Here is a 24,948-nt window from a genome sequence, read left to right as displayed (position 1 = left end):
GGCTTTGATTGTAAGAGATAAAAAAACGGGGGCTGGCCTGAAGGAACTGCCGAGCAGGGAAAAGTCACAGCTGAGGTTCTGGCTTTGTACGATCCTTACCGGCCGATCATTTAGCCGTAGCACACATGTAGCACAAAAAAATACCGCAAATCATCTTAAAACCACCACTACGGCAGTTTGTGACTTGCAGTATGTCTCTGCAAAACAACGCTTCAATGCATAACAACCTGATATGCTAAATATTCAAAGTGAATTACGAGCATGCAGGTGTAGCAAAGCTGAACCGGCTGGACGGATAAAAACAGCGTGTGAAGGGTGAGGTCGCATAACGGACCTCCCTCCCGAGTCTGCACAGAAGAGGTGGGGCTGAGAACAACGGCGTCAGCAATCGCGCCACCCTTCGCTATACTCCTTCACATCCCGGGCGGCGAGGGAGGAAACGCGCTTTCTCCTGTATCGCTGCTCTGTTTCCCTTCGCTCCAGCAGGACGCCAGCATTATGAATAAAAGAGTCACCCTGATAGCCTGTCTGTTCGCCTTGTCAGCCCCCGCCTTCTCTGCGACGCAGTGCGGGCCGTTCTATCTGAAAGCGGATAAGAATCACTGGTTCTCCGTCAATGGCGAACGTGCGAAAACGCAGAAAGTGACGTTCAGTAAGGAGAAGGGGGATTACGAAAACGCAACGGTAAAGCTGCGGGTTAAAAACGCCCGGGCGCCGGGCATGGTTGATTTAGAGCAGACAACGCTTGCGGGGAAAGCAGAGCTCAGGGCTGAAATCGTCCGAACCAGCCAGAATCAGATTCGGATACGCGGATCTTACGATTGTGTACAGGCGGAGTAAGCCGGGCTGCCATAGCCGCCTCTGTCAGCGTGTCGCCGCTTCCGGTGGTCAGCATCGGACCCGGGCAGGCCATGCTTTGCTGCCTGCGTGCAAACGCCGTAATCATGGTCAGGCTATCAGACTAACGTGATGTCTTACACGCTGTGACCATATCTGAAATCGCGGCCTGAACGTCAGACGCCTTCGGGTCAGCGTAGAAGGTGGCACTGGTCTGATTGCGGCTAAACCTGTCAATTTCGACCCACGCGACCGTTTCGCCATCCTGTTCAAGGTTAAATCTTTTTGTTCCTCCCGGCAGCGGATCATCCTGAGCCAGGTAAAGCTGCTGATTCTGTGCCGCCTCACTCAGGCAAGACTCAAGCTGCCAGGGATGCCCGTCAAAATACGCCATTTTTACCTGAGGATGCAGTCCGACGCGTCCCATGTCCACGCATCCGCTCAGCAGAATCAGGCTCAGGGCAATAACGCTTTTTTTCATTCCAGACACTCTCATCGTTGCTGACACTCTGCGCCGTGACAAAGAAAACGGCTCCCTGTCATTCCGGACAGATGATAGCGTATTACGCAGTGATAATCCGGCTGCATCACGATGTTCGTGTGCTGTTAAGGCGTCGCAAAAGAGAAGGGGGAAAGCAGGCTGCGCATCAGACCGGTCAATCTTCAGCGGTCAAATAACTGTGGGGAGGGCGACAGAGAGCGTGACAGACCAGCGCGTCCGGAGGACGCGCCTCACAGGAGTTACTGCGCCTTGAAAGGATCTTTTTTATCGTCCTGGCTGTCGTCATTTTTGCGCGGCACTTCCCCGTGATCTTTTGGGGCATCCGTCGCAGGGTGATCATCTTCCTCATAAGCGTTGCCCACGTGCGGCGCTGCTTCCGGCAGACTCTTGCTCACATCACCTTCATGCTTACGTTCTTCGTTCGTTTTATGCTTAAACATCATTCGCTCCTTTTGGTTCCCAGTGCTGTAAGTCTAGACCAGCGCTGAGATCTCGCCTCCGGCCCTGTCAGAGACATCGACGTGAAGGGATCTCTCTTCACTACGGGTAACGCCAGCACCAGGCTGTCAGTAACTTCGATTAAAAAATTCGATTGAACTGATTAATAAAAGGCATATAGTGAGCTGCGTTACCAGGAGATAGAGATTATGTTACGAGATCATTTAAAGATTGAAGCGGAAGACCAGTTAATCGAGCAGCGGTCGCTGAGCCTGCGAAATCGGGGTCAGGAAGAGGTCACCGAGTGGATTATTGTTAACCGCGAAGGGGTTAAAAAGGGCGGCGTCACGCTGTTCGATAAACTCACAACCCGCCGCTCATGGCCGGTCAGCTACCGGATTATGCAGACCGACCTGCAGGGTAATGTGGTTGTCGATCGGCTGACCGACGCACTCTGATTTCCCGACATATTGCCACCACGGTTAAATGCAGAACCGATAACCCGCACCCGGCGGGTTTTTTTATGGCTGACGAAAGCGGCGCAGTTCGACCAGCGTGCCAATCAGCTTCAGGTTATCGCGCCGGGAGTGCAGCTCAGGGAAATTGATATTGACCGGCGCGAGCTCAAACTGCGTGACACCCTCTTCACTGCCTCGCTGACGCCAGGTTCGCAGCAGAGCGACCTGTTGCTGTAGCGCCAGCACGCTGTCGCCCGGCTGCGGTGACAGGCTGGGATCGATAATCACCACATCATCGCGCAGAATCGCCGGTGCCATCGACTGATCCTCTACCCGAAGGGCAAAACTCTGCTGAGACAGCGCCATATCGTTATGCATCAGACGATCCTGCCGGACAGAACCGGCATCACTTAGCCATTGCGCCACATCGCGCTGCGCCAGCAAAGGAATCTGGTGCAGCCCGGCCCAGGCGCTTTCGCTGAAAACAGGGCCATCACCCTCTATCAGAAAGGCCGGTGCGCAGCCCAGTGCTTCAGAGAGCCGGAGCAGGTTTTCGCCACGCGGCAGAGTCTCTTCTTTTTCCCATTGCGAAACAGCCACATGGGACACGTTTACCTGCTGCGCCAGCTGCTTCTGCGTTAACTGCAGTGACTTGCGTCGGAGTCGGATGCGATCACCCAGGGTTTCGTTTTTCATCTGCTTGACTTTTTGGTTAAGAGTGACTTAAGTATACTTAAACCTGGTATTTAAGCAATCTTAAATTCGTGGGGGAAAAGGTGGCTGTTAAGTATGCCGTGAGTTCCAGAGACCTTACCGGAAAAAGGGGTGTGGCATGGAAAGTAGTCTGATTACCAGTATGGGTGCGTTAGTTCTGGGTGGGGGCGCCGCAGCACTTTTCTGGAAACCGTTGTTGGCGGGTATCGCCTCAATCGTGACCAGTAATCGGGCAGGCGGCGAAATTATTACCAGTTACAAAGAGCAGGTGGTGTTGCTGAAAGAGAGCAATGCGCTGATACGGGAGGAGAATGATGAGTTACGCGAACGGCACGACAGAAATCTGCGGCGTATTGCCACGCTTGAAACCGATCTCCGGTTAATCAAAAACGCAGTGGGTATTTTACTGGCAATGACCGAAACCGATCAGAACGATAAGTTTCGTAATGAAATTGATCGGCTTATCTCAACTCTGGAGGATCGCAGCGATGACACCGATAAATAGTCCTTTGACCGTTCTGACATACCGGCGAAAAGTGATTCTCGGCGGAATTCTGCTGAGCTGTTCGATGATCTGCATCCTGATGACCATCATTTTTCTCTATGTCAGCAACACCGCAAATAAACGGGTCGAGGAGATCCGGGCGGATTACCGGGTCATCGCCGCACGCCGTGATGACAAAGTCGATCTGCTCACGGATCAGGTTGCGGCGTTGCAGCATAAGCTTGATGCGTTGCCCGATCGCACAGCAGATAAAACGGTCAACAAAGTTAAAGAGGTGGTGAAAGAGGGCGATTTACCTTCGGCCGAAACGGGGCAATAGCCGTAACTTCCGATTATTCTTAGAGCGGCTTCGCTATTATCAACTACGTTTAAATCTCCGGGCGACATTTTCTATCTTAAATGCAGGCCCGCTGATTGGCTGGTTGATGAACCGCAAAGCCTAATCACTTTGGAAAACTGACCAGAAGGAAAATTAGCATGAGCGATTCAACCGAAACCAAGACCAAAAACGATTATCTGCGTGACGTAGCGTCGCAGCTGAAAGAGATGCGCCACTATGCGCAGACCAACACTGAAACCCTCTCCAGCCACTGGTTAGCCTTTGATGCCGGTGAATATAAAGACAAGACCAACGCTGACCGAATCGACGCGTTGCTCAACAAACAGGGTAAACTGCTGGACGACCTGGATGCCGCCATTCAGGATATTGAGATTGAAATCAATCACAGTGAGCAGGAGAGCTGATTCCTCTCCCGCTGACTGATGCGGTGGCCGATCAGGGATTAATCGGCCACCAGCCACATTTCCGCTTCGTCGAACATCTCTTCCACGATACGCGCAACCGTCGCTTTATCGTTCTTACTCAAATCTGTGTCAATCGCATTACGCTCCATCGGCTTAACCTTAACTTCAATGTCAGGAAAGACCCGATGCACCCGCTTTTCCAGCTCCTCAAGAATCATCTCGCGAGCACCCGGTAAACCGGCAACGTTGCGCTTGTCATAAATCAATTCAACAAACATGATGGCAATCCATTCAGGGCAAAATCGCTGACCTATAATACTGTAAATAAAAACAGTAGCAAGGTTGCGCGCTGGTTTTGACGCAAATTTTTATGCCGTACGGGCCGCCATCTTCAGCTGGAAAAATGCGCGCGCATCGCGACATAATGGCGGCTTACTCTTCAGGAGGCCTGCGCGATGCGACAACTGGTAATCGATATTCTGCTTAAGCTGGCGAAAATGGATGTGGATGCGAAAGAGCTGACCGCTCAGATTGAAGCCCAGTCGCTGCTGGTTGCGGCGCTGCTGGTACAGGCAAAACAGGATAACTCCCTGACCATTACCGAAACCGTACAGGATGCGATTGTCACCGCCTCCCGCTCTTCAGCCGAATTTATGCAGTCCGATGTTGATTTGCTGCTGACCCACATTAATCGTCTGCTGGCCGTGGCCAGTTATGTTGAGGTGAAGGGCAGGACCCCCTGAACGCGCGGGCGGGGTGAAACTGACCTCTGAAGAAGATTAACCGGCACGCGTCTTCAGAGGTCGCCTCAATCAGAGTTCGTTTTTAATGCAGAACTCTTCCCAGCTCATCCCCAGTGACGCAGCATGCGATTTGAGATAAGCCTCGATAGCTTCAGCCGCCACCGCTTTATCCGGCTCAGCGAGCTGGATAGAAAAAATCATGCCATCCAGATTCTTCTGACGCAGGAAGGCTGCATAGATACGTTCAGCATGCCATTCGCGCAGCTCTCGCAGTGAGAGATTGGCCGCGCGGGCATCGCTCTCAGTCAGTTCATCAAGGGCAGCCTGAAAGTCCGGGTGGGCGGTAAAAAACATCTCGCGTGCCTGCGCGTAGTAGGCTTCTGGGGTTTTCATCATTCTGTTCCTGAAAGTCTGTTGCAGCGCGCCAGTGTAACGGGTTGTCTTACGGTTGTCAGGCACCGTCGCGCCGGAATGTCGCGGCGGGGGCCGCCCGCAGACGGCCGCGCCGGGAACGCCAGGTAACGGATAAGGTGAGAAATGGGCTGCAATCCGGGGGAAGCAGCAGCCCGAACCGTCAGATATCTTGCGCAGCGCGGGGAAAAAATTATAACGTAGCCGCCATTAACGCGATTTTAGGGATTAAACATGAAAAAGTGGATGCTGATTGCGGCGCTGGCACTGGGTGGCTGTGCGCAAATCAACGATTATGAAAATGCGGTGCAGACCCCGGCACCTGCCGATTTGCAGGGCAACTGGCAAACCGTCGGACCGCAGAGCGGTCTGATCAGCAGCCAGGCGACAGGCAGCATCATTATTAATGCGGATGGCAGCACGCTGGATTGCCGTCAGTGGCAGCGGGTGATCGCCAAGCCCGGCAAGCTGACCCGACTGAATGGCGACTACGTTAATGTGACACGTCAGCTGCGTGTGATGCCGCTGGATGTCGACAATGGCGAGCTTAGCTACGATGGCCTGACGCTGCGAAAAGTGGCCCGTCCGACGGTTGAGTGTCAGCAGGCGCTGGAGGAGATGGCAAAGCAACCTAAAGCCACGGTGATCCAGAATATCGAACCCCAGTTGCTGCGTACATCGATTACCGAGCACAACGCCCAGTCATAACCCCACCTGTAAAACAGCCCCGGCAGGGCAGAGCCATCCTGATGCTCTGACTGCCGGGGCTTCATACTGAGGTCAGCAGAAAATCAGTCCGCCACTACCCAGACGCTGACGCTGCCGCCGTTGCAGGCAAACACTGCGGTGCCGTGCTCATCGGCGGTGATTGTCTCTTCACGGTTACCCAGATAGTCGCGCCACACCTTACCGGCAAAGCCTTCACCCATGGGCACGCTTTTCTCACCCGCATCACCGTTTGACATAATCACCACGCAACCCGGCTGGGTTTCCGTGCCGCTGCGGCTGAAGGCGACACAGTTAGGATGATCAAAGTAGTCGGTCTGAACACCCCAGCCATACTGCTGCCGCGCCCGGATCAGGCCTTCGAGTTCCGGGATCACCGGCATCTCAATCTTATGCGTTTCACCGTCACCCCCCTCATCTTCGTAGGTCGCGCCGAACAGGTCAGGATAGAAAACGGTTGGCACGCCCTGTTCACGCAGCAGGATCAGGGCATAGGCCAGCGGTTTGAACCAGGCTTCAACCGGCGCCTCCAGCGACTGCAGCGGCTGAGTATCGTGGTTCGCCACGATAGTCACGGCGTGCCACGGGTCAGCAACCACCAGGGAATTGGCAAAAATCTGGCTCATATCGTAGGCACTGCCTGCGGTTGACGCCTGATGGAAGTTCATGTGCAGCGGGGCATCAAACAGCATGGTTTTGCCTTCCACCTGATGCACATACTCCTGCAGCTTCTCCGTTTCAAACGACCAGTATTCAGCGACGATAAACATCGGCTCTTCAGCCACCTCCTGAATATGGTCGATCCACTCCTTGTAGAACCACGCCGGGATATGTTTTACCGCATCCAGGCGGAAACCGGTGCAGGGAACCTGTTCCATCACCCAGCGCGCCCAGTATTTCAGCTCCTCTCTGACCGCATTGTTGCGGAAATCGATGTTGGCCCCCATCAGATAATCGAAATTACCCAGCTCGTTATCCACCTGGTCGTTCCAGCCTTCCGCGGTGTAATCGTTAATGATTTTAAACACACCGTTTTCGTCCGGATTTTCAATGTGGTCTACGCCGCTGAAACATTTGTGATCCCAGATGAATTTCGAATACTCCCCGGCGCGCGCCGGAAAGGTGAATTTCGTCCAGGCTTCACACTCGACGACCTCATCGTCAATTTCATCGCGGTTGTCCGGATTGACGCGGTTAACGCTGATCGCCTCTTTCTCGTCCGCGCCCATTTTGTGGTTCACCACCACATCGAGCAGCACCCCGATGTTATGGCTGCGCAGCGCCTCTGTGGCGGCCAGTAACTGCTGTTTGTCGCCATATTTGGTGGCAACCCCGCCTTTCTGATCGAATTCCCCCAGGTCAAAAAGATCATAGCTGTCGTAACCGACAGAATAACCACCCGAACCCCCTTTGTAACACGGTGGTAACCACGCCATCGTAATGCCAGTTTCGCTGAGCCACGCCGCGCGATCGGCGACTTCAGGCCACAGTTTGCTGCCATCCGGGTAATACCAATGGAAAAACTGTAATAACGTTGGGTTTTGCATGTACCGCTCTCCAGGGGGGATGATGAAAATCAAGTATGGAGTAAGCGGCAGAAAAGAGACGCCGCGCAGAAAAATAAATCTGGCGGCGTGGCAGAGCAGGGGATCAGGAGAGGGTTTCGCGGGGCACCATCACCACACCGCCCTGGTTACCATAGGCGGACATGACAGATTTCTGGCGGCTGCTCTGACCCACCAGCGCGGCCAGCTCATCCATCCGCGCCTGCAGCAGACGTTTCACTTCACTTTCGTTATCCAGGATATGCCGCAACACCGGGCGCAGCTGCTCCTGCGTCTGCGCCGACGGCGAGGCCTTATCTGTCGACTGGGCTAAATTCTGCACCGCGCTGACATACTCCATCTCCCTGCTGATCAATTCATCCCATTCGCCCTGTGCTGCGTGACGCAGCATGCCCTGGCTGAGATCGAGTAACTGTTGGTAAACGGCAATCAGATGCGGTGCAGTAGTCATTAAACGGCGTCCTGAATCAGGTTAGATTGAACTACTTCTTTCCACGCGTCCGCGATGTTGCGCAGCAGGCCTTCGACCTCCCCGACCGCTTCAACATCGTTGTGCAGGTTGGCCTGCAGCAGGCGACGCGTCATGTAGTTGTAAAGATCCAGCAGGTTATCTGCCAGTTCGTCACCACTGTTTTCAGCAAGCCCCTCTTTCAGGCCAGCTTCGATAATATTGATAGCTTTAGAAATTGAGGTGCCTTTACCTTCAATATTGCCATCCTGCATAAACAGACGGGCGCGGATCAGCGCGCTCAGTGCGCCGTCGAACAGCATCACGACCAGCTGCTGCTGGCTGGCGCTCATCACGGCACTTTCGACGCCAATTTTTGCATAGGCTTTGGTGCCTGTAGCGGTGTACATGGTCACTCCTATGATTTTTCAGAAGAACTTGACGTATCGAACTGCTGCGTCAGATAGGTACTGGTTGAGTTCAGTTTACTGATCGCCAGATCCAGCTGGGTAAACTGCGTTTTATAGCGCGCGATATCTGCGTCGATGCGGTCGCTGGTGGTGTTATAAAGGGCGGTTAAGTTGTTCAATGTTTTACTTACGCCGTCGGTCGCGGCCTGAACAATCCCTTTAGAGGCCAGCCATTCAGTCAGTTTGCTGTCTATCTTCGCGCTGATGCCGGTCTTACCATCACCGACGATCATCTCTTTGACGCCAGCGGCATCTTTATCCAGGGCTGCACTCAGCTTGGTGGAGTCCAGCTTCAGTGAGCCAGTCGTAGGGTCCGTGGTGACACCAATCTGACCCAGTGACTTGTAGGCGGATGAGCTCTGCGCATTGGTCAGCATGCTCTTCAGCTGGGTTTCAATGGTGCGTAAGGTACTGTCACCCAGCAGGGCGCCATTGCTGGAGTCCTGCGCATCGCTGTTGGTGTCGACTTTGGTATATTTGGTCAGCGTGTTGAACTGATCCAGCAACGTATTGTAAGCGTCGACCCAGGTGCTGATGGCGCTTGAGGCTTTTGACGTGTCTTTCGTAATGGTCAGCGTCTGGTCGCCTACCGTCTGCGCGGTAAGATTCAGGGTAATTCCTTCCAGCGCATCGCTGATCTGATTGCTGCTGTTCTCAATCGCGATGTTGTTTACCGTCAGTTTAGCGTTCTGCGCGGTAACGCTTTGCGTCATCGCATTGCTGCTGGCGGAGGCGTCGTAGCCAACGATCCCCTGCAGCGTGTCATCTCCGGTCACGGCAATCGTTGATACCGCATTGTCGCTGCCGGTTTTATTCGCACTGACAGAGAGACGGAAGCTGCCATCCGAGACTTTGATGATGCTGGCAGTGACGCCAGCGTTGGCACCGTTAATGGCGTCACGCATACCGGTCAGGGAGGTCTGTTCGTTGGTCAGCGTCACGCTTTTGCTGGTGCCATCTTTCAAGGTAATGGCAATGCTGCGGCTGGACGCGGAGCTGTCACCCAGCGCGGCGGTGTTGCTGCTCTGCACCGCTGAGGTCAGGACCTGTGCCTGTGCCAGCTGAGTAACACTGATAGAGTATTTACCCGCCACGGTGCTGCCAGAAGTGGTGGCGCTGAATGCGCTGGAGCTGCTGGTCGCCGTCGTTGCAGTAAAGAGATCGGCGCTGTTGAGCTTACTGTTCGCCGTCTGGAACGTCGTCAGTGAGCTTTTCAGCGTCGCGTAGGCGCTGAGCTTAGCGGTATACGCTGACTGTTGGGTAGAAATCGGTTTCAGCGCGGCTTTTTCAGCGGTCTGCAGACTGTCAAGCATGGTACTGAGTGGCAGGCCGGAACCCACACCAAGGTTGGAAATACTAGCCATGTTAATTCCTTTATAAGGTCGACAGGGAAAATGAATACCTGGGTTATCGGCCTTGAATGCGGAAAGTTTAAAGGTATTTGCCTTAGTGTAATGAGTTAAACAGGCACTATAGAGAAGGGTAATTCAGCGGTTAGAAAATTAATGAATCAGGTCTAAAGAAGTCGGAAAGGGTGGCGATAACCTCAAACGTGACAGGCAGAAGCAAAAAATTTCGCCTGGTACTAAAAAAATTCTAAAGGTTGTTTGACGGCAGACGATAACAACTTTGACGGCGCTGAAGCCGGCGGGTTGAAGCCCACACCTTAACCGAAAGACTTGATTAACAGGAAAATTTATCATGGCCCAAGTCATTAACACCAACAGCCTCTCGCTGATCACTCAGAACAACATCAACAAGAACCAGTCAGCTCTGTCTACTTCAATGGAGCGTCTGTCTTCTGGTTTACGTATCAACAGCGCGAAAGATGACGCTGCTGGTCAGGCGATTGCCAACCGTTTCACCTCTAACATCAAAGGTCTGACTCAGGCTGCCCGTAACGCCAACGACGGTATCTCTGCTGCGCAGACTACTGAAGGCGCGCTGTCAGAAATCAACAACAACTTACAGCGTATCCGTGAACTGACTGTTCAGGCTGCAAGTGGTACTAACTCAGATTCTGACAAATCTTCAATCCAGGACGAAATCAAATCACGTCTGGACGAGATTGACCGCGTTTCTGGTCAGACTCAGTTCAACGGCGTGAACGTGCTGGCTAAAGACGGCAAAATGAACATCCAGGTTGGCGCTAACGATGGCGAAACCATCACTATCGACCTGAAAAAAATCGACTCCAAGACCCTGGGTCTGGACAGCTTCAACGTCAACGGTCCTGCTGGTACCCCGACTGCAGCTGGCGCAACTGAGTTCAAAGCTGCTTACGGTTCTACCACTAACGTAACTGGCGCAACTGTTGCTGAATCAACTGCTAATGAGCTGTCTACCCGTCTGGGTGTGGCTGCTTCAGGTGTGGCTGTAGACTCTGGTACCGTCTACAAAGATGACAACGGCAAAATGTTTGCTAAAGTCACCGTAACTTCAGCAAGCGATGCTGAAACCAACAACCTGAAAGCAAATGGCTTTGACATCGCGAGCGGCGCTGCAAATGCTAAAACTTTCTATGTTGCTGTAGATCCACAGTCAGCTGATACCTCAACCACTACTGGCACCGCAGCGTTCAAACTGGACACGACTAACATGAGCCTGTCCAGCCTGACTTCAGGTGCATCAGCTAACCCACTGGCTAAGCTGGATGATGCGATTGCAAGCGTGGATAAGTTCCGTTCTTCACTGGGTGCGATTCAGAACCGTCTGAACTCAGCCGTGACTAACCTGAGCAACACCACCACTAACCTGTCAGCTGCACAGTCTCGTATTCAGGATGCTGACTACGCAACTGAAGTTTCAAACATGTCTAAAGCGCAGATCGTACAGCAGGCAGGTAACTCCGTGCTGGCGAAAGCGAACCAGGTTCCACAGCAGGTTCTGTCTCTGCTGCAGGGCTAATCATTCCCCTGAGGAATGGATGCAAAAACCCCGCTTCGGCGGGGTTTTTTTATGGGCGTAAAACAGAAGCGCCTGGCTGTTCTGACAGAATGGGCCCTTTTTGCTCTTTTACTTCACCGATTGAACCCAGGCACAAAGCCTATGCTAAAGCAAAATATGCGCTGCTCTTAGCCGGCTGTGACTAAGAGGAGTCAGTGAGAGAGAGCAAAATGCATCAACAAGACCTTGTCAGCATCATCATTACCGCAGACGTTGCCACCTGGTTTACTGAGGCGCTGGAGAGCGCGCTCAATCAGGATTATCAGCCGATCGAAATCATTGTGGCTGATTACAGTGACGCGCAATTCATTCATCAGACGCTGCAACGGTATCTTCCCCGGCACTGCGATGTTATCCGCTATTTAAAAACAGAAGGTACGGTCGTTCAGCTTCTGGAGGCAGCGGTTAGTGCTGCCCGTGGAAAATATATCAAGTTTCTCTCTGATGCCGATCTCCTTAAGCCTGACAATATCTCAACCTGCGTTGCTGGACTGAAAGCCTTTCCTGACTGCCGGGTCGCGTTGACACGGCGTGAGCGGGTGGGGCCACAGGGTGAAAGGCTTGACGGGCTTCTCTCCACTTCCGCCCTGAGCCAGGAAAATCTCATTATCAATGGCAGAGATTTTCTGCGTAATCAGACGCTGAAAGCATACAGTCTGCCGGGAGAACTGACGGCAGCGCTGTTTTACCGCGACGACATCAGCGCCAGCCTTATCGACCAGGCGCTGCTTACTCAGGGTAATCCGGCACTGCAGGCCATTCCGGCACTGGCCTTCTGCTACAGCCTTCTGAGTCATACTCATCTCCTCTGGTTTTCTGCGCCTTTGTGCTGCGTGCGTGCTTCAGATGTTGAGCGCCAGCCTCATCAACGCGAAAGTGATGAGCTGTTTACAAGCGGTCGTGAATATTTATATGAGCAAATCCGTCAGGAGAGCTGGTTCGGGGAGGCTGACCATGCGCCCCATCTGGCGCAGGTGGCCTGTTTAGAGCAGCCCGATCACTTTAGTCTGAGAAATCTGGCGGAGGAGCAACAAAAGAATTTTACGCTGGATGTGCTGGCAGCCTGGCGACGTTCGCGCACGCTGAATGCCATGCAGCAAAACAGGTTAACGGATATGGCCGCCGCTAACGCCCATGATGTGAGCGTGTTGGTGATCATCACCGTGACGGAAGAGAATGTCGCCGATCTGGAAACGCTGCTTAACTCAATCAGACAAGGTGAGAGAACCGGAGTCCGGTTCGAACCCGTCATCGTGACGCTGGATCTGGACTGTGTTGCTGACGCGGAATGCTATGCTGCGACGCAGCAGACTCGAATAAGCGTGATCAATCAGATTATCGACGCACGTCACGATGACTGGGTGATGTTTCTGGATGCCTCCTGCACGATGCATGATTCAGGAATGACCGCCCTCAGCGCCAGGCTGATCCCACAAAACAGTTATCTGGCGCTTTACGCGGATGAGTTTTTCTATATTGATAATGCGCCCGTGGGGGCCGCTTTCCGGCCTGATTTGAATCTCGATCTCTTACTCAGTTCACCGAAAACAATGGCGCAACACTGGCTGTTCCGGCGCGAATTACTTTTAGCGGCGGGGGGCCTGGATGCTGACTATCCGTCATCAGCTGAGTTTGATCTTATCGTTAAACTGATTGAGTCTCAGGGTTTCGAGGCCATCGGTCACGTGGCTGAGCCGCTGCTGACAGGGCAGCTTAAAAGCCGATCTATCCTGGAAGATGTGGCCATTCTTGAACGCCATCTGCAGAACCGTGGCTATCCCGATGGGCGGGCGGCGTTAGATAAATTTTTCAATTACCGCTTACGGTATAACCATCCTGATAAGCCGGTCGTCTCGATCGTTATCCTGGCGAACTGGCACCTTGCCTCACTGATTAGCTGTGTCACCACGCTGCTCGAGAAAACCACCTATCACCGCTATGAACTGATCATTATCTGCGATAACCAGGGAACGCCTGAGCGGGATAGATGGCTGTCCGATATTGGCAGCGTCGATCCTCAACGGATAAAAACGGTAATGTTCGACGGCGGATTCAGTCACGGTGCCATGGCGAATCGTGCCGCTGAACTGGCCGTGGGTGACTATCTGCTGTTTATGCATTGTGAAATGGCGGTTACTGATGGCGAGTGGCTCGACAATCTTCTTAATCATGGGCAGAGGCCGGAAGTGTTTGCCACAGGCGCAAAACATCTTTCGTCTGACAATAAAATTCGTCATGCGGGCTATGTTCTCGGTGTTAACGGAGCGGTCGGTGAGGTTTTCCGTGGCAACGATGATAATGAACCCAATTATCTGGGACGCATGCATCTCGATCAGAATTACAGCGCGGTGTCTGGCGAACTGGTGCTGATGCGTAAATCTGTCTTTGACGAGCTGGGAGGATTTGACGACAACAAACGTCTTTATGGCGATGTTGATCTCTGCCTGAAGGCGCGCGAGCAAGGGTATCTGACAGTCTGGACCCCCTATGCCCGACTGCATCGGCCGGCTGCCCGCAAAAGTCCTTTCCCGGATGAAACGGTACACGCCTCCACGAAATTAAAGCAACTGGAAGAAGATAAGGTCTACGCGCAATGGATGCCGGTCATCGCCAGCGATCCTGCCTATAACCCGAATCTCTCCCTGAGAAGCCGGCATTTTGAATTAAGAAATGATGAGTTCAGCTGGCAGCCACTCAGGGCAGAAAATCTGCCTTCATTCCTGGCGCACAATGCCGATATCTACGGCTGCGGTCACTACCGTATTACCCAACCGCTTAAAGCGATGATAGCGGAGGGCGTCGCTCAGGGTAGTAGCGGCATGACGCTGCTGACGTTAAGTGAAATGGGGCAGTTCAGACCGGACAGTCTGATTATTCAGCGTCGCTATTCACCGGCTTTTCACACCTGGATGGAACGGGTCGGTAAACTACACAACGTCTTTAAAGTGTTCGAGCTGGATGACTACATTATTAACCTCCCTATGAAGCATCATGGTCGTCAGGCGTACAAGCAGGAGACGGCAAAATTAATACGCAAGAGCCTGAGCTTCTTTGACCGCTTTGTGGTGTCGACAGCTCCACTGGCGGAAGCGATGAGGGATATGCATCCGGATATCGTTGTCGTAAAAAACCGCCTGCCGTCAGAAGCCTGGGGCACACTGCAATCCCTGCGCAATCAGGGCAGGAAACCGCGTGTAGGCTGGGCCGGAGGGATCAGCCATCGGGGCGACCTTGAGATGATTTTTGACATCGTGCGGGAATTGTCGGGAGAGGTTGAATGGGTGTTTATGGGCATGTGCCCGGATAAACTTCGACCCTATGTGCACGAAATTCACAGTGGCGTCGATCTGCCTCTTTACCCGGCCGCACTGGCGGCACTGAATCTGGACCTGGCGCTGGCACCTGTTGAAGACAACATATTCAACGCCTGTAAAAGTAATCTGCGGTTACTGGAATATGGTGCATGCGGCGTGCCGGTTATCTGCAGCAACGTGGCCTGCTACCAGCAGGATGATCTGCCGGTCACGCGGGTTAATAACAAATTTATCGACTGGCGCGAAGCTATCCGCATGCATCTGGCCGATCCCGACGCCAGCGCAAAAATGGGCAGAGAATTGCAGGCCATCGTCCGGCGAGACTGGATGCTGACAGGCGAAAATCTGCGTTTATGGGCACAGGCGTGGCGGCCCTAATCAGTTTCAGCAAAAGATAATGTCGGGCTATCACGTCAGATAGCCTGATGTAATGTCATGGTGACGCGGTCTGGAGATGCCATTAACGTGGCAGGCGGGAATGGTCATGTCTGAATTAAAACATCCGTATTATATTGTTTCACCTGACTATCGGGAGTCATCCGGTGGGATTCAGGCTTTGCACAAGCTCTGCCATCAGATAAACCTGCAGGGCGGTAACGCCTGGATGGTCGACTGCAATGTGATTAATGCCGCCTGGAAGACGCCAAGACTGGATGCGGAAACCTGGCGCCAGCATAAAAAAGCTCAGCTTACCCCCATCGCGGTCTACCCGGAGATCTATTCGGGCAATCCGCTTAACGCTGACGTCTGCGTGCGCTACATGTTAAATCATGAAGGGTTACTCAATGGAAACCGGTTAAACGAATCCGAAGAGGATCTCTTTTTCTGGTATAGCTCCCAACTGATTATCAATGAACCTGACGTTGATTTTCTGACGATGGTGGGGCCGGATTTAGAGCTGTTTTATGACGATGGCAGAGCAAAAACGACGACGCTTCTTTATCTGAATCGCGTACCGGTAGAGAAGGTGGATTTTACAACCTTACCGGACAACATCGTCATCATATCGGTGAAGAATCCTCGTCCTCTGGCGGAACTGGCTGAGATTCTGAAATCGGCCAGCGTGATGTATACCTTTGAATGGTCCGGGACCTGTAATCTTGCTGCGCTTTGTGGAACGCCTGTCGTCTCAATGGTTGCACAGGGGTATGAGAAACTCGCGATCTCAGAGGCGTCGATTCGCGATATGGGAGGGGCCGGGGTCTGCTTCAGTGATGATACCGCTGAATTAGAGCGCGAGCGTGCCCGGCTCTGGAAAGTTCGCGACCACATGAGAAAATTTGAAGCGGATTTCTCACAGCAGCTTCGTCACTTTTTTATTAAAACGCAGACGGCTGCCGGTATTAAAAATGAAGAGAAGGTTGTCTCAACGCAAAAGTGGCTTGCCGACTACCCGGTAAAAAATTACGCGCACAGCAGCGCAGAAACGGCTCTCTCTGTTCGCGTTATCATTCTGGACGATAATCCTGCCGTTGCGTGCGACAGCATACTTTCATCGCTCAGGTATGTGGGGCTGGAGGCTGAAATTTATGCTGTCGATGCCTCCGCTGAACAGGAGCAGGGCAAGGGTCACTTTAGCGGCTGGTTACATCAACTGCTTATCGAAGACCTGTGTGAATGGGTATTATTTCTGCGATCCGGTGACCTCATTTATCCGGAGCTGTTTTCCGGCCTTTGGCTTTTCAAAGAGCAAACCGCGGCGTCACTGGCATTTTATTCTGACCGGGTTGTCCGGCAGGCTGACGGCCTGTGTGAGATGTTTTTACCCGATTTTGATCGGGATTATTTTCTGGCGCTGCCCGAGCGATTTGCCCGAGGAGCCTTCTTCAGGCGCGAATTGTGTCTGGAGATTGTCCGCGCGCGAAATATTTCTCCTCACACTGTCGAAACAGCGTTTTTATTACAGCTGGTCAGTGCTGGCCTTGCTGCCGATATCCGGCACGTTCCGGTTCCGCTGATTCAGCTTTTATCAAAAGAACGTGAGCATACCTCTTTAAAGGAATCTCTGCTGGCTGAATATCTCGCGGGCAGCGAGTACAGCCAGGCGTCGGTTGAAAGAGAGGGCTCTGTTTTTACTGTCCGATACGGCGCCAGCGGAATCAGTAAGTTAACCGTTATTCTTGTCGTGGAAGATGACATTAACCGCACTAAGCGAGCAGTAGCGACCTTTGTCGATACCGTTGTGGATGTCGACTATGAAATTATTTTTATTGATAACGGCTCAACGGACCCGGCGGTCAGAGAGTGGCTCTCCTCTCTGGCAACGATGAATAACGCTATCTTCAGGGTCTTTTTTGTAGACGAGAAAATTAATGCTGTCAGCGCCATGAATTATGGCATTTCAGTGGCGCGAGGCGAATTTACACTCTGCCTCTCTGCGGGTATTTATTTTAATCATACGCGCTGGCTGGAAGCCTTACTGGATCACTGTGGCCGCGCTGAACTCCTCGCCTGTGCGCCTTTTCTGGTCGACAACCGTGAAGATCTTTACTCTTCCGGACGAATTGATGGCGGCTTTCGCCGGAAATATGGTCAGGCTGAAACCGCATCGTCAACAGACTCGCCAGGCCAGGCTGACCGGGTTGCTCCGCAGCAACATCTGCTGCTGACGACTGAATGTATTATGATCCGTACCTCATCCTGTCAGCAGGCAGGAGGGCTGGATGAGCAGTTTGCGACTCTTCCTGAGGCCATCAGCGATCTGCTGTTGCGGGCTTCAGTGCCAGGCGTGGTTAAAATAGCGGTTCCGCTCTCCAGAGTCAGTTATGACGACGTACTGACGGATGTGTCGTTAGTTTCCGGAAATAGCCTTTTTACAGAGAAATGGCTTCGATATATAGCCCACGACCCCGCCTCGAATCCCAATATCAGCCGTAAGGAGGGGGAGGTTGTCAGGGAAAATAATCGTCCGCTGCTGGCCGCCAGATTAGGCTTTCCACTCAGCGCCTTATGGGTGTTTAATGCCGACGACCATGACGAAGCTCAGCGTGTGAAAGAACTTTCCCGGCTGACTACAGCGTCGGACAGCCTGATTGCCGCACTGGACTGTCAACGCTCAACGCCTGTTGAACTTTATCGGCTGAACCCGGCGCATATTGTGTTCAGCGATAGCGTGGCGAGCCGCCATGCGCAGTTGATTAAAAACAAAGCAGTGCTTCCGGAGACCCGTTTCGTCGTTGAAGTCACCAGAGAGTCGTTTCGCAACGGGCAGTGTCCTGATGAAGGCCTGCAGAATGCTGATACGTTACTGGTCAGAAACAGTGCGGCGCTGACACTATTTCGTGATAAACACGCGGTGCTTCAGGCTGACAAACTCAGTACAGCATGGCAGCGGCTCGCTCCTCCTGAGGATCGTCCGTCTGAACATTCAGGCAAGCCCAGAGTGGGGGTGGTGCTGACAGATTTAATGACAGAAGACTGGATGCTGATTGATACCCTTATCAGAGAAATGAGCGAACGTGTTGACTGGATTATATACGGGGCCTGTCCTGATGCCTGGAAGCATACGGTCCACGAATATCATCGTAAAGTTCCGCACAGCAGGCTCCCGGCGATGTTTCAGTCACTGAAACTGGATCTGGCGCTGGCACCTCTTGCAGAGATACTTCCTAACCAGGCAGAAGGCCATCGGGTCATTGCGCAGTTAGGAGCCTGCGGTTATCCGGTGCTTGCCAGCGATCATGAGGCCTACAAAGCGATTGTCAGTGTTAAGCGCATTAAAAATAAAACGTCTCAGTGGCGATTTATGATTAATAAACTGATTAACAATCCCTCTATGATGCGAAGCCTGGGTGAGGCTCTGTATGAGGAAGTCAATACATGCTGGATTCATCTTCCGGGTGAACGCCCCGCATGGCTGAAGACGCAATCCTCATAAATTCCGTCGGAGCGGCATGTAGCAAAGCCGCTCAGACGACTTCGGTTTTTTGCAGAACCAGCCTCGGTCAGGCTGCCTGTACCTGCATCACAACTTTCCCCGCCCGTTACAGTTCCCGCCACGCTTGCCGATAACTCTTCACAGAACACTATAACTTTCGATGTTAACTTTTGTGGAGTGTCTATGCGCTTCAACTATGACCTGCTGCCGGGTGAGCGGCTGACGTTTGAAGAGATCGCCCGGCGTTATGCCCAGCAATACCCTGATGAAAAAGAGCTGACGGCACGTGCACTGCTGAGTCCCTCAACCGGGTTGCGAACCCTGAAGATACGCGCGGTCTTCGCCCAGGAAGAGAGCAACAGCCCGCTGGAGGATCTGCTGTTTATCTCCAGTGATAACGAGCGCAAGAATTACCTGCGCCGCTTTGAGCACTATCTGAAGCAGAATCTCTCTTTCCTCTATTTCCGCCGCAGCGAGAACGAAAAGCGCGACAACCTGTGGAAAGTGATGGGCAGCAGTCAGGTTTTTGCCATGATCGATCCGCAATCTGCCACGGCACAGAATCTGCTGCAGAGTCGCGGCTATAAACTGGTGATGATGCATCAGGATGAGGATGAGGCCTACTGGCAGCTCTTTAACCCGCAGGCGAACCCCTGTTTTCCGCAGTCGCAGACTATCCAGTTTATCGTGGTGCTGAGTACGCCAGAGCACAAGGTGCCTGCGGCGGTGATGCCGGGGACGGAAGTCGGACGACGCGTCAAGGCGCGGGTGCTGCAGCGGGCCAGCCAGGCGGAGTTTATCGCCGGTGTAAAAGCCCGCTACGGTGCCTGTGTCATGACCGGCACAGAGCTGACCGAACGGCATAGCTGGCCCTGGGTCGAAGCCTGCCATATCGACACCCAGGAGAGCGATGACGGGCTGGTGGCGGACAACAGCATCGATAACGGCCTGTTTTTACGCAGTGATTTGCAGCGGTTGTTTATTAACCGATTGATTAGCATTGATGGTGAGTCGGGACAGATCACTGTGCATCCCGGCGAGGATGCACAACAACATATTTTGCCCTGGTATCAGGAGCTGGATGGCCGGATTTGCAGCCTGTGGGCTGCGGTGCCACCCGCCACGCGGCAACGGCTGCGCGCCCGTCGATAATCCCCGCTGAAGAGTGCAGAAGGATCTGCATTCTGAGGTAACAAAAGTGAAATAGCCTCGTTTTACCCCGCCTATTCCTCCAATCGAAAACGCTACAGAATTGGATAATCATGCCGATAACATCATTAACGCAGGGTAGTCAACGTGAACGATTTCTATACCGCCGAAGGCGTGATGGACAAGCATTCGCTCTGGCAGCGCTACGTGCCGCTGGTGCGCCATGAAGCGCTGCGTCTGCAGGTTCGCCTGCCGGCCAGCGTTGAACTTGACGATTTGCTGCAGGCCGGGGGGATAGGGCTGTTGAATGCCGTAGAGCGTTATGACGCGCTACAGGGAACAGCCTTTACCACCTACGCCGTACAGCGTATTCGTGGCGCAATGCTCGACGAGCTTCGCAGTCGGGACTGGGCACCGCGCAGCGTGCGCCGCAACGCGCGTGAGGTGGCCGGAGCGATGCACAAGGTAGAACAGTCGCTGGGGCGTTCCGCCTCCGAGCAGGAAGTGGCGCAGCAGCTGAACGTTTCCATGGAGGAGTACCGGCAGATCCTGCTGGACACCAACAACAGTCAACTTTTCTCCTACGACGAGTATCGGGAAGAGCACGGCGACAGTGCGGAGCTGGTGACGGAAGGCCATGAGGAGGCTAATCCGCTTCATCAGTTGCTTGAAGGGAGTCTGCGTGAGCGCGTCATTGAAGCGATCGAAGCGTTACCCGATCGTGAAAAGATGGTGCTGACACTGTACTACCAGGAAGAACTGAACCTGAAAGAGATTGGCGCGGTGCTTGATGTGGGTGAATCCCGCGTCAGTCAGCTGCACAGTCAGGCGATTAAACGCCTGCGGGCCCGGCTTACGGGAGCGCGCTAGCAGTATCAGTTCCTGGCGATTCAAAAATATAAGAAACCGGGGACTCAGTAATGGGAGCCAAGACCAAGGCCAGACCGTTAAGTCGTTATCTTAAAGACTATAAACACAGCCAGAGCAACTGTTCGCATTGTGGCAAGGTATTAGATCGAATGGCGCTCGTTTTTCGTGGTCAGATCATCAATAAAGAGGCCATCGCTCGGATGGACCAGATGATTGATGAACAACTGTGGCTAAAGCTTCAGCCAGAGCTGACCGCGCTCTGTCGCTTCTGCAGCGATATTTTTTGCAATACTCATCCGAATTATTTCGACATTATGGCGTTCAAACAGTACCTGTTTGAACAGACAGAAATGAGCCCCAGCACGATTCGCGAATATGTGGTGCGGCTGCGTCGGCTGGATGAGATGCTTAAAGCCAAAAATTTCCCCGCCGACAGGCTTAAGGGAGAGAGCTGGCATCAGTGTCTGGAAAGCGATCTGCCGGATGCCGGAAATAATAATTACCGCATCGCGCTGCGCAAGTACGATCAATTCTTAGGCTGGCAGCAGGGGTAACCCTGGTCTGCACCGAGGGCTCCCCCGCGTGCCTGCGGCACGTTACTCTGTTATCCGCCTGCCGGGTAACGGAGAAGGGGGGAGCACGGCGCCGCTTCCTCACCGCATCGACGGTCACCTGAATCAGAGTGATCCTTTGCGCATCTTCTGCAACACTGTAAGGATAATTTGAATGCCCGAACGGAGGCAGCATTGTCTTTACATCTGTTACACCAATTCCCGCGTCTTGAACTGCTGGGCGCCCCGACACCGTTAGAACACCTGCCACGCCTCTCCGACTATCTGGGTCGCGATATTTTCATCAAACGTGATGACTTCACGCCAGTGGCGATGGGCGGCAACAAGCTGCGAAAACTCGAATTCCTGGCGGCCGATGCGCTGCGCGAAGGGGCGGATGTGCTGCTGACGGCGGGCGCGATCCAGTCCAACCATGTGCGCCAGACCGCGGCCGTGGCAGCCCGCCTCGGCCTGAAGTGCGTGGCACTGCTGGAAAACCCGATTGGTACCCACGCTGAAAACTACCTGAGCAACGGCAACCGCCTGCTGCTGGATCTGATGGATGCGGAGGTGATCGCCGTGGATGCGCTGCATAATCCCGCCGAACAGCTGGCTGAAGAGGCTACACGTCTGGAAGCGCAGGGATTCCGTCCTTATATCGTTCCGGTCGGCGGCTCAAATGCGCTGGGTGCGCTAGGCTATGTGGAGTGCGCCCAGGAGATTGCACATCAGAGCGAAGGCGTGGTGGATTTTGCCGCCGTCGTGGTGGCATCAGGCAGCGCGGGCACCCATGCGGGGCTGGCGGTCGGCCTGGAGCAGCTGCTGCCGGAAACCGAGCTGGTGGGCGTCACCGTTTCACGTCAGACCGACGCGCAGTTGCCGCTGGTTGAGCGGCTGCGTCAGTCGCTGGCAGCCTCACTGGAGGTGCAGGCAACGGCCCCGATCACGCTGTGGGATGAGTATTTTGCGCCCCGCTATGGTGAGCCAAATGAAGAGGGCATGGAGGCGGTGAAACTGCTGGCAAGGCTGGAAGGCATTTTGCTGGACCCGGTCTATACCGGCAAGGCGATGGCCGGCCTGATTGATGGCATCAGTCAGAACCGCTTCCGTCGCGAAGGCCCGTTGCTGTTTATTCATACTGGCGGCGCGCCCGCGTTATTTGCTTATCATCCTTCGATCTGAGACAAGCGAATAAAACAGTTTATACTCCGGGCGTTATCATTCCGGACTGGCAGCGACTCGCCGTGCTGCCCTTATAAAAACACACACACAATACTGTCAAAAATGGGGTAAATATGTCCTTTTCTCGTGCAGGTCGTCAGATGGTGATGGGCGTTATGGCCGTGGCGCTGATTGCTGGCGTCAACGTTAAAACCTTTGCAGCAGAAAATCTGCTGAACAAGATTAAAGAGCGCGGCACGCTACTGGTGGGTCTGGAAGGCACCTATCCGCCGTTCAGCTTCCAGGATGAGCAGGGCAAGCTGACCGGTTTTGAAGTGGAATTTGCGCAGCAGCTGGCACAGCACATGGGCGTTAAAGCGAGTCTGAAACCGACCAAATGGGATGGCATGCTGGCTTCCCTCGACGCAAAGCGCATCGATGTGGTGATTAACCAGGTGACCATTTCCGATGAGCGCAAGAAGAAGTATGACTTCTCTACGCCTTACACTATCTCCGGTATTCAGGCGCTGACCATGAAGGCCAATGCCAGCACCATCAGCAAACCGGCTGATCTGGCGGGTAAAAAAGTTGGCGTGGGTCTCGGCACCAACTACGAGCAGTGGCTGCGTGAGAACGTGAAGGGCGTGGACGTGCGTACCTATGATGATGACCCGACCAAATATCAGGATCTGCGCTCAGGTCGTCTGAATGCCATTCTGGTTGACCGTCTGGCGGCGCTGGATCTGGTGAAGAAAACCGGCGATACCATGGCGGTAGCGGGTGACGCTTTCTCCCGTCAGGAAGCGGGCGTTGCCGTGCGTAAAGGCAACGACGATCTGCTGAAGGCGATCGACCAGGCCATTGCTGATATGCAGAAAGATGGCTCGCTGAGCAAGCTGTCTCAGAAATGGTTTGGCGCGGACGTGACGAAATAATGCAGGAAAGCCTTCAACTGGTGCTGGATTCAGCACCTTTTTTATTAAAGGGCGCGCTGTTCACGCTGCAGCTCAGCATCGGCGGGATGTTCTTCGGCCTGCTGCTGGGCTTTCTGCTGGCGCTGATGCGGCTGTCTCACTTCTGGCCGTTTCGCGTGCTGTCGCGGATCTATGTCTCGATTTTTCGCGGCACCCCGCTGATCGCGCAGCTGTTTATGATCTACTACGGCCTGCCACAGTTTGGCATTGAGCTGGACCCGATCCCTTCGGCGATGATTGGTCTCTCGCTCAACACCGCGGCTTACGCCTCGGAGTCCCTGCGTGGTGCCATCGCAGCGATTGAGCGCGGACAGTGGGAGGCGGCGGCGAGTATCGGCATGACGCGCTGGCAAACCCTGCGCCGGGTTATCCTGCCGCAGGCGGCGCGCACCGCACTGCCACCGCTGGGCAACAGCTTTATCAGCCTGGTAAAAGATACCTCGCTGGCTGCGACCATCCAGGTGCCTGAGCTGTTCCGTCAGGCGCAGCTGATCACCTCGCGTACACTGGAAGTCTTTACCATGTATCTGGCGGCTTCGCTGATCTACTGGGTGATGGCCACGGTGTTGTCTGCGTTGCAGAGTCGTCTGGAACAGCATGTTAACCGTCAGGATTCGGAGTCGAAATGAGTGCCATCGAAGTCAGAAAGCTGGTGAAATCATTTAATGGCCAGACGGTGCTGCACGACATCGATCTTGATGTGGCCGCCGGTGAAGTGGTGGCGATTATCGGCCCCAGCGGCTCAGGTAAAACCACGCTGCTGCGCAGTATTAACCTGCTGGAAGTGCCGGACAGCGGCACTATCCGGGTCGGCGAGATTACGGTGGATGCCGCGCTGGCGCAGAGCAAACAGAAAGAGCAGGTGCGTCGTCTGCGTCAGCAGGTCGGTTTTGTCTTCCAGAACTTCAATCTGTTTCCCCACCGTTCGGTGCTGGAGAACATTATTGAAGGACCGGTGATCGTAAAAGGCGAAGCGAAGGCGGAGGCCGTCGCACGCGCCCGCACGCTGCTGGAGAAGGTCGGCCTGCACGGCAAAGAGGGAAGCTATCCGCGCCGTCTGTCGGGTGGACAGCAGCAGCGTGTGGCCATTGCGCGTGCGCTGGCGATGCGACCGGAGGTGATCCTGTTCGATGAACCCACCTCTGCGCTGGATCCGGAGCTGGTGGGGGAGGTGCTCAGCACCATTCGCGCACTGGCCGAAGAGAAACGCACCATGGTGATCGTCACGCATGAGATGAGCTTTGCCCGCGACGTGGCAGATCGCGCCATCTTTATGGATCAGGGGCGCATTGTGGAGCAGGGCGACGCGAAAGCGTTGTTCAGTAACCCGCAGCAGCCGCGTACCCGCCAGTTCCTCGACAAGTTCCTCAGTCAGTAATTCAGTGGCCTTCTCCGGAAGGCCGCATTGCTTTTTACTCCTCCCTGTTTAATCCGGAATAGCGCGCTCTCATGCTATTTCGGGTCGCTGTACCATAATGCGCTGATAAGCGGTTAAACCTTTTGCCACATCTGACAAATCTTTTCTTTTCATCAACGGCTGACTGG

26 protein-coding genes are annotated in these 24,948 nt (G+C 53.8%); 17 read left to right on the top strand and 9 right to left on the bottom strand.

Features of this window, described 5'->3' with window-relative positions:
- Positions 1-498 precede the first annotated feature (498 nt).
- The gene (locus AC6I7A_RS11180; RefSeq protein ID WP_058958309.1) at positions 499-840 is read left to right on the top strand and encodes a hypothetical protein; all 342 of its coding nucleotides are present in this window, start codon (positions 499-501) and stop codon (positions 838-840) included.
- Positions 841-961: 121 nt separating this feature from the next.
- Here the strand turns inward: AC6I7A_RS11180 and AC6I7A_RS11175 are convergent, their stop codons facing one another.
- Positions 962-1,318 carry a hypothetical protein gene (locus AC6I7A_RS11175; protein WP_046102076.1) on the bottom strand — a complete coding sequence of 119 codons (357 nt, stop codon included), beginning with the start codon at positions 1,316-1,318 and terminating at the stop codon, positions 962-964.
- 260 nt (positions 1,319-1,578) lie between these two features.
- Entirely contained in the window at positions 1,579-1,779 is a 201-nt protein-coding gene (locus AC6I7A_RS11170; protein WP_046102075.1) for a hypothetical protein, read from the bottom strand.
- A 207-nt stretch (positions 1,780-1,986) separates the two neighbouring features.
- On the opposite strand from AC6I7A_RS11170, the gene AC6I7A_RS11165 reads away from it, so the two are divergent.
- Entirely contained in the window at positions 1,987-2,235 is a 249-nt protein-coding gene (locus tag AC6I7A_RS11165; protein ID WP_046102074.1) for a hypothetical protein, read from the top strand.
- A gap of 63 nt (positions 2,236-2,298) precedes the next feature.
- Here AC6I7A_RS11165 and AC6I7A_RS11160 read toward each other — a convergent pair whose 3' ends face one another.
- On the bottom strand, positions 2,299-2,931 hold the full coding sequence (locus tag AC6I7A_RS11160) for a helix-turn-helix domain-containing protein (RefSeq protein WP_058958301.1): 633 nt from the start codon (positions 2,929-2,931) through the stop codon (positions 2,299-2,301).
- Positions 2,932-3,067: 136 nt separating this feature from the next.
- Here AC6I7A_RS11160 and AC6I7A_RS11155 point away from each other — a divergent pair, with 136 nt between their 5' ends.
- The 3 genes from AC6I7A_RS11155 to AC6I7A_RS11145 all read left to right on the top strand — a co-directional run bounded on the left by AC6I7A_RS11155 (position 3,068) and on the right by AC6I7A_RS11145 (position 4,198).
- Entirely contained in the window at positions 3,068-3,454 is a 387-nt protein-coding gene (locus AC6I7A_RS11155) for a hypothetical protein (RefSeq protein ID WP_009089595.1), read from the top strand.
- Complete coding sequence (locus AC6I7A_RS11150) at positions 3,438-3,773, top strand: hypothetical protein (protein ID WP_058958302.1); 336 nt, start codon at positions 3,438-3,440, stop codon at positions 3,771-3,773. Before AC6I7A_RS11155 ends, AC6I7A_RS11150 begins: the two co-directional genes overlap by 17 nt.
- 158 nt (positions 3,774-3,931) lie before the next feature.
- Entirely contained in the window at positions 3,932-4,198 is a 267-nt protein-coding gene (locus AC6I7A_RS11145) for a hypothetical protein (protein WP_009089598.1), read from the top strand.
- Positions 4,199-4,236: 38 nt separating this feature from the next.
- Here the strand turns inward: AC6I7A_RS11145 and AC6I7A_RS11140 are convergent, their stop codons facing one another.
- A complete protein-coding gene (locus tag AC6I7A_RS11140; RefSeq protein WP_009089600.1) occupies positions 4,237-4,476 on the bottom strand; it encodes a DinI-like family protein in 240 nt (79 codons plus the stop codon).
- 177 nt (positions 4,477-4,653) lie between these two features.
- On the opposite strand from AC6I7A_RS11140, the gene iraP reads away from it, so the two are divergent.
- Positions 4,654-4,941 (top strand): anti-adapter protein IraP, encoded by a 288-nt coding sequence (gene iraP / locus AC6I7A_RS11135; RefSeq protein ID WP_009089602.1) that lies wholly within the window; start codon positions 4,654-4,656, stop codon positions 4,939-4,941.
- Positions 4,942-5,010: 69 nt separating this feature from the next.
- Here iraP and AC6I7A_RS11130 read toward each other — a convergent pair whose 3' ends face one another.
- Entirely contained in the window at positions 5,011-5,334 is a 324-nt protein-coding gene (locus AC6I7A_RS11130; RefSeq protein WP_009089604.1) for a DUF6388 family protein, read from the bottom strand.
- A gap of 252 nt (positions 5,335-5,586) precedes the next feature.
- Between AC6I7A_RS11130 and yedD the strand changes: the two genes are divergently transcribed.
- The gene (yedD, locus tag AC6I7A_RS11125; protein ID WP_058958303.1) at positions 5,587-6,060 is read left to right on the top strand and encodes a lipoprotein YedD; all 474 of its coding nucleotides are present in this window, start codon (positions 5,587-5,589) and stop codon (positions 6,058-6,060) included.
- Between the two features lie 83 nt (positions 6,061-6,143).
- Here the strand turns inward: yedD and amyA are convergent, their stop codons facing one another.
- From amyA to fliD, 4 genes are all read right to left on the bottom strand, one after another.
- A complete protein-coding gene (amyA, locus tag AC6I7A_RS11120) occupies positions 6,144-7,625 on the bottom strand; it encodes an alpha-amylase (protein ID WP_046102069.1) in 1,482 nt (493 codons plus the stop codon).
- A gap of 103 nt (positions 7,626-7,728) precedes the next feature.
- Positions 7,729-8,094, bottom strand: coding sequence for a flagella biosynthesis regulatory protein FliT (gene fliT, locus AC6I7A_RS11115; protein ID WP_009089609.1), 366 nt, complete (start codon positions 8,092-8,094; stop codon positions 7,729-7,731).
- Positions 8,094-8,501, bottom strand: coding sequence for a flagellar export chaperone FliS (fliS, locus tag AC6I7A_RS11110; protein ID WP_009089611.1), 408 nt, complete (start codon positions 8,499-8,501; stop codon positions 8,094-8,096). The genes fliT and fliS overlap by 1 nt, the downstream gene beginning before the upstream one ends.
- An 8-nt stretch (positions 8,502-8,509) precedes the next feature.
- Complete coding sequence (gene fliD, locus AC6I7A_RS11105; protein WP_009089613.1) at positions 8,510-9,925, bottom strand: flagellar filament capping protein FliD; 1,416 nt, start codon at positions 9,923-9,925, stop codon at positions 8,510-8,512.
- A 337-nt stretch (positions 9,926-10,262) separates the two neighbouring features.
- On the opposite strand from fliD, the gene AC6I7A_RS11100 reads away from it, so the two are divergent.
- The 10 genes from AC6I7A_RS11100 (at position 10,263) to tcyN (ending at position 24,781) form a co-directional block, all read left to right on the top strand.
- On the top strand, positions 10,263-11,468 hold the full coding sequence (locus AC6I7A_RS11100; protein ID WP_009089615.1) for a FliC/FljB family flagellin: 1,206 nt from the start codon (positions 10,263-10,265) through the stop codon (positions 11,466-11,468).
- Between the two features lie 209 nt (positions 11,469-11,677).
- The gene (locus tag AC6I7A_RS11095) at positions 11,678-15,199 is read left to right on the top strand and encodes a glycosyltransferase (protein WP_058958304.1); all 3,522 of its coding nucleotides are present in this window, start codon (positions 11,678-11,680) and stop codon (positions 15,197-15,199) included.
- 106 nt (positions 15,200-15,305) lie between these two features.
- Positions 15,306-18,698 (top strand): glycosyltransferase family 2 protein, encoded by a 3,393-nt coding sequence (locus tag AC6I7A_RS11090; protein ID WP_058958305.1) that lies wholly within the window; start codon positions 15,306-15,308, stop codon positions 18,696-18,698.
- A gap of 183 nt (positions 18,699-18,881) precedes the next feature.
- Positions 18,882-19,850: an HNH endonuclease signature motif containing protein gene (locus AC6I7A_RS11085; protein ID WP_058958306.1), complete on the top strand. Its 969-nt coding sequence runs from the start codon at positions 18,882-18,884 to the stop codon at positions 19,848-19,850.
- Positions 19,851-19,994: 144 nt separating this feature from the next.
- A complete protein-coding gene (locus tag AC6I7A_RS11080) occupies positions 19,995-20,717 on the top strand; it encodes an RNA polymerase sigma factor FliA (protein ID WP_058958307.1) in 723 nt (240 codons plus the stop codon).
- Positions 20,718-20,767: 50 nt separating this feature from the next.
- On the top strand, positions 20,768-21,271 hold the full coding sequence (gene fliZ, locus AC6I7A_RS11075) for a flagella biosynthesis regulatory protein FliZ (protein WP_009089624.1): 504 nt from the start codon (positions 20,768-20,770) through the stop codon (positions 21,269-21,271).
- 192 nt (positions 21,272-21,463) lie between these two features.
- Positions 21,464-22,450 carry a D-cysteine desulfhydrase gene (locus AC6I7A_RS11070; RefSeq protein ID WP_046102064.1) on the top strand — a complete coding sequence of 329 codons (987 nt, stop codon included), beginning with the start codon at positions 21,464-21,466 and terminating at the stop codon, positions 22,448-22,450.
- A gap of 113 nt (positions 22,451-22,563) precedes the next feature.
- Complete coding sequence (tcyJ, locus tag AC6I7A_RS11065) at positions 22,564-23,364, top strand: cystine ABC transporter substrate-binding protein (RefSeq protein WP_009089627.1); 801 nt, start codon at positions 22,564-22,566, stop codon at positions 23,362-23,364.
- Positions 23,364-24,032: a cystine ABC transporter permease gene (gene tcyL, locus AC6I7A_RS11060; RefSeq protein ID WP_009089629.1), complete on the top strand. Its 669-nt coding sequence runs from the start codon at positions 23,364-23,366 to the stop codon at positions 24,030-24,032. Before tcyJ ends, tcyL begins: the two co-directional genes overlap by 1 nt.
- Positions 24,029-24,781 carry an L-cystine ABC transporter ATP-binding protein TcyN gene (tcyN, locus tag AC6I7A_RS11055; protein ID WP_009089631.1) on the top strand — a complete coding sequence of 251 codons (753 nt, stop codon included), beginning with the start codon at positions 24,029-24,031 and terminating at the stop codon, positions 24,779-24,781. The genes tcyL and tcyN overlap by 4 nt, the downstream gene beginning before the upstream one ends.
- Positions 24,782-24,948 lie beyond the last annotated feature (167 nt).

The organism is Type-F symbiont of Plautia stali (genome assembly GCF_059731105.1).
This window is presented reverse-complemented; position numbering and strand designations above follow the sequence as displayed.

Coding starts and splice junctions, on each gene's coding strand:
- AC6I7A_RS11180 (WP_058958309.1), top strand. CDS start 499: ATGAATAAAAGAGTCACCCTGATAGCCTGTCTGTTCGCCTTGTCAGCC.
- AC6I7A_RS11175 (WP_046102076.1), bottom strand. CDS start 1,318: ATGAAAAAAAGCGTTATTGCCCTGAGCCTGATTCTGCTGAGCGGATGC.
- AC6I7A_RS11170 (WP_046102075.1), bottom strand. CDS start 1,779: ATGTTTAAGCATAAAACGAACGAAGAACGTAAGCATGAAGGTGATGTG.
- AC6I7A_RS11165 (WP_046102074.1), top strand. CDS start 1,987: ATGTTACGAGATCATTTAAAGATTGAAGCGGAAGACCAGTTAATCGAG.
- AC6I7A_RS11160 (WP_058958301.1), bottom strand. CDS start 2,931: ATGAAAAACGAAACCCTGGGTGATCGCATCCGACTCCGACGCAAGTCA.
- AC6I7A_RS11155 (WP_009089595.1), top strand. CDS start 3,068: ATGGAAAGTAGTCTGATTACCAGTATGGGTGCGTTAGTTCTGGGTGGG.
- AC6I7A_RS11150 (WP_058958302.1), top strand. CDS start 3,438: ATGACACCGATAAATAGTCCTTTGACCGTTCTGACATACCGGCGAAAA.
- AC6I7A_RS11145 (WP_009089598.1), top strand. CDS start 3,932: ATGAGCGATTCAACCGAAACCAAGACCAAAAACGATTATCTGCGTGAC.
- AC6I7A_RS11140 (WP_009089600.1), bottom strand. CDS start 4,476: ATGTTTGTTGAATTGATTTATGACAAGCGCAACGTTGCCGGTTTACCG.
- iraP (WP_009089602.1), top strand. CDS start 4,654: ATGCGACAACTGGTAATCGATATTCTGCTTAAGCTGGCGAAAATGGAT.
- AC6I7A_RS11130 (WP_009089604.1), bottom strand. CDS start 5,334: ATGAAAACCCCAGAAGCCTACTACGCGCAGGCACGCGAGATGTTTTTT.
- yedD (WP_058958303.1), top strand. CDS start 5,587: ATGAAAAAGTGGATGCTGATTGCGGCGCTGGCACTGGGTGGCTGTGCG.
- amyA (WP_046102069.1), bottom strand. CDS start 7,625: ATGCAAAACCCAACGTTATTACAGTTTTTCCATTGGTATTACCCGGAT.
- fliT (WP_009089609.1), bottom strand. CDS start 8,094: ATGACTACTGCACCGCATCTGATTGCCGTTTACCAACAGTTACTCGAT.
- fliS (WP_009089611.1), bottom strand. CDS start 8,501: ATGTACACCGCTACAGGCACCAAAGCCTATGCAAAAATTGGCGTCGAA.
- fliD (WP_009089613.1), bottom strand. CDS start 9,925: ATGGCTAGTATTTCCAACCTTGGTGTGGGTTCCGGCCTGCCACTCAGT.
- AC6I7A_RS11100 (WP_009089615.1), top strand. CDS start 10,263: ATGGCCCAAGTCATTAACACCAACAGCCTCTCGCTGATCACTCAGAAC.
- AC6I7A_RS11095 (WP_058958304.1), top strand. CDS start 11,678: ATGCATCAACAAGACCTTGTCAGCATCATCATTACCGCAGACGTTGCC.
- AC6I7A_RS11090 (WP_058958305.1), top strand. CDS start 15,306: ATGTCTGAATTAAAACATCCGTATTATATTGTTTCACCTGACTATCGG.
- AC6I7A_RS11085 (WP_058958306.1), top strand. CDS start 18,882: ATGCGCTTCAACTATGACCTGCTGCCGGGTGAGCGGCTGACGTTTGAA.
- fliZ (WP_009089624.1), top strand. CDS start 20,768: ATGGGAGCCAAGACCAAGGCCAGACCGTTAAGTCGTTATCTTAAAGAC.
- tcyJ (WP_009089627.1), top strand. CDS start 22,564: ATGTCCTTTTCTCGTGCAGGTCGTCAGATGGTGATGGGCGTTATGGCC.
- tcyL (WP_009089629.1), top strand. CDS start 23,364: ATGCAGGAAAGCCTTCAACTGGTGCTGGATTCAGCACCTTTTTTATTA.
- tcyN (WP_009089631.1), top strand. CDS start 24,029: ATGAGTGCCATCGAAGTCAGAAAGCTGGTGAAATCATTTAATGGCCAG.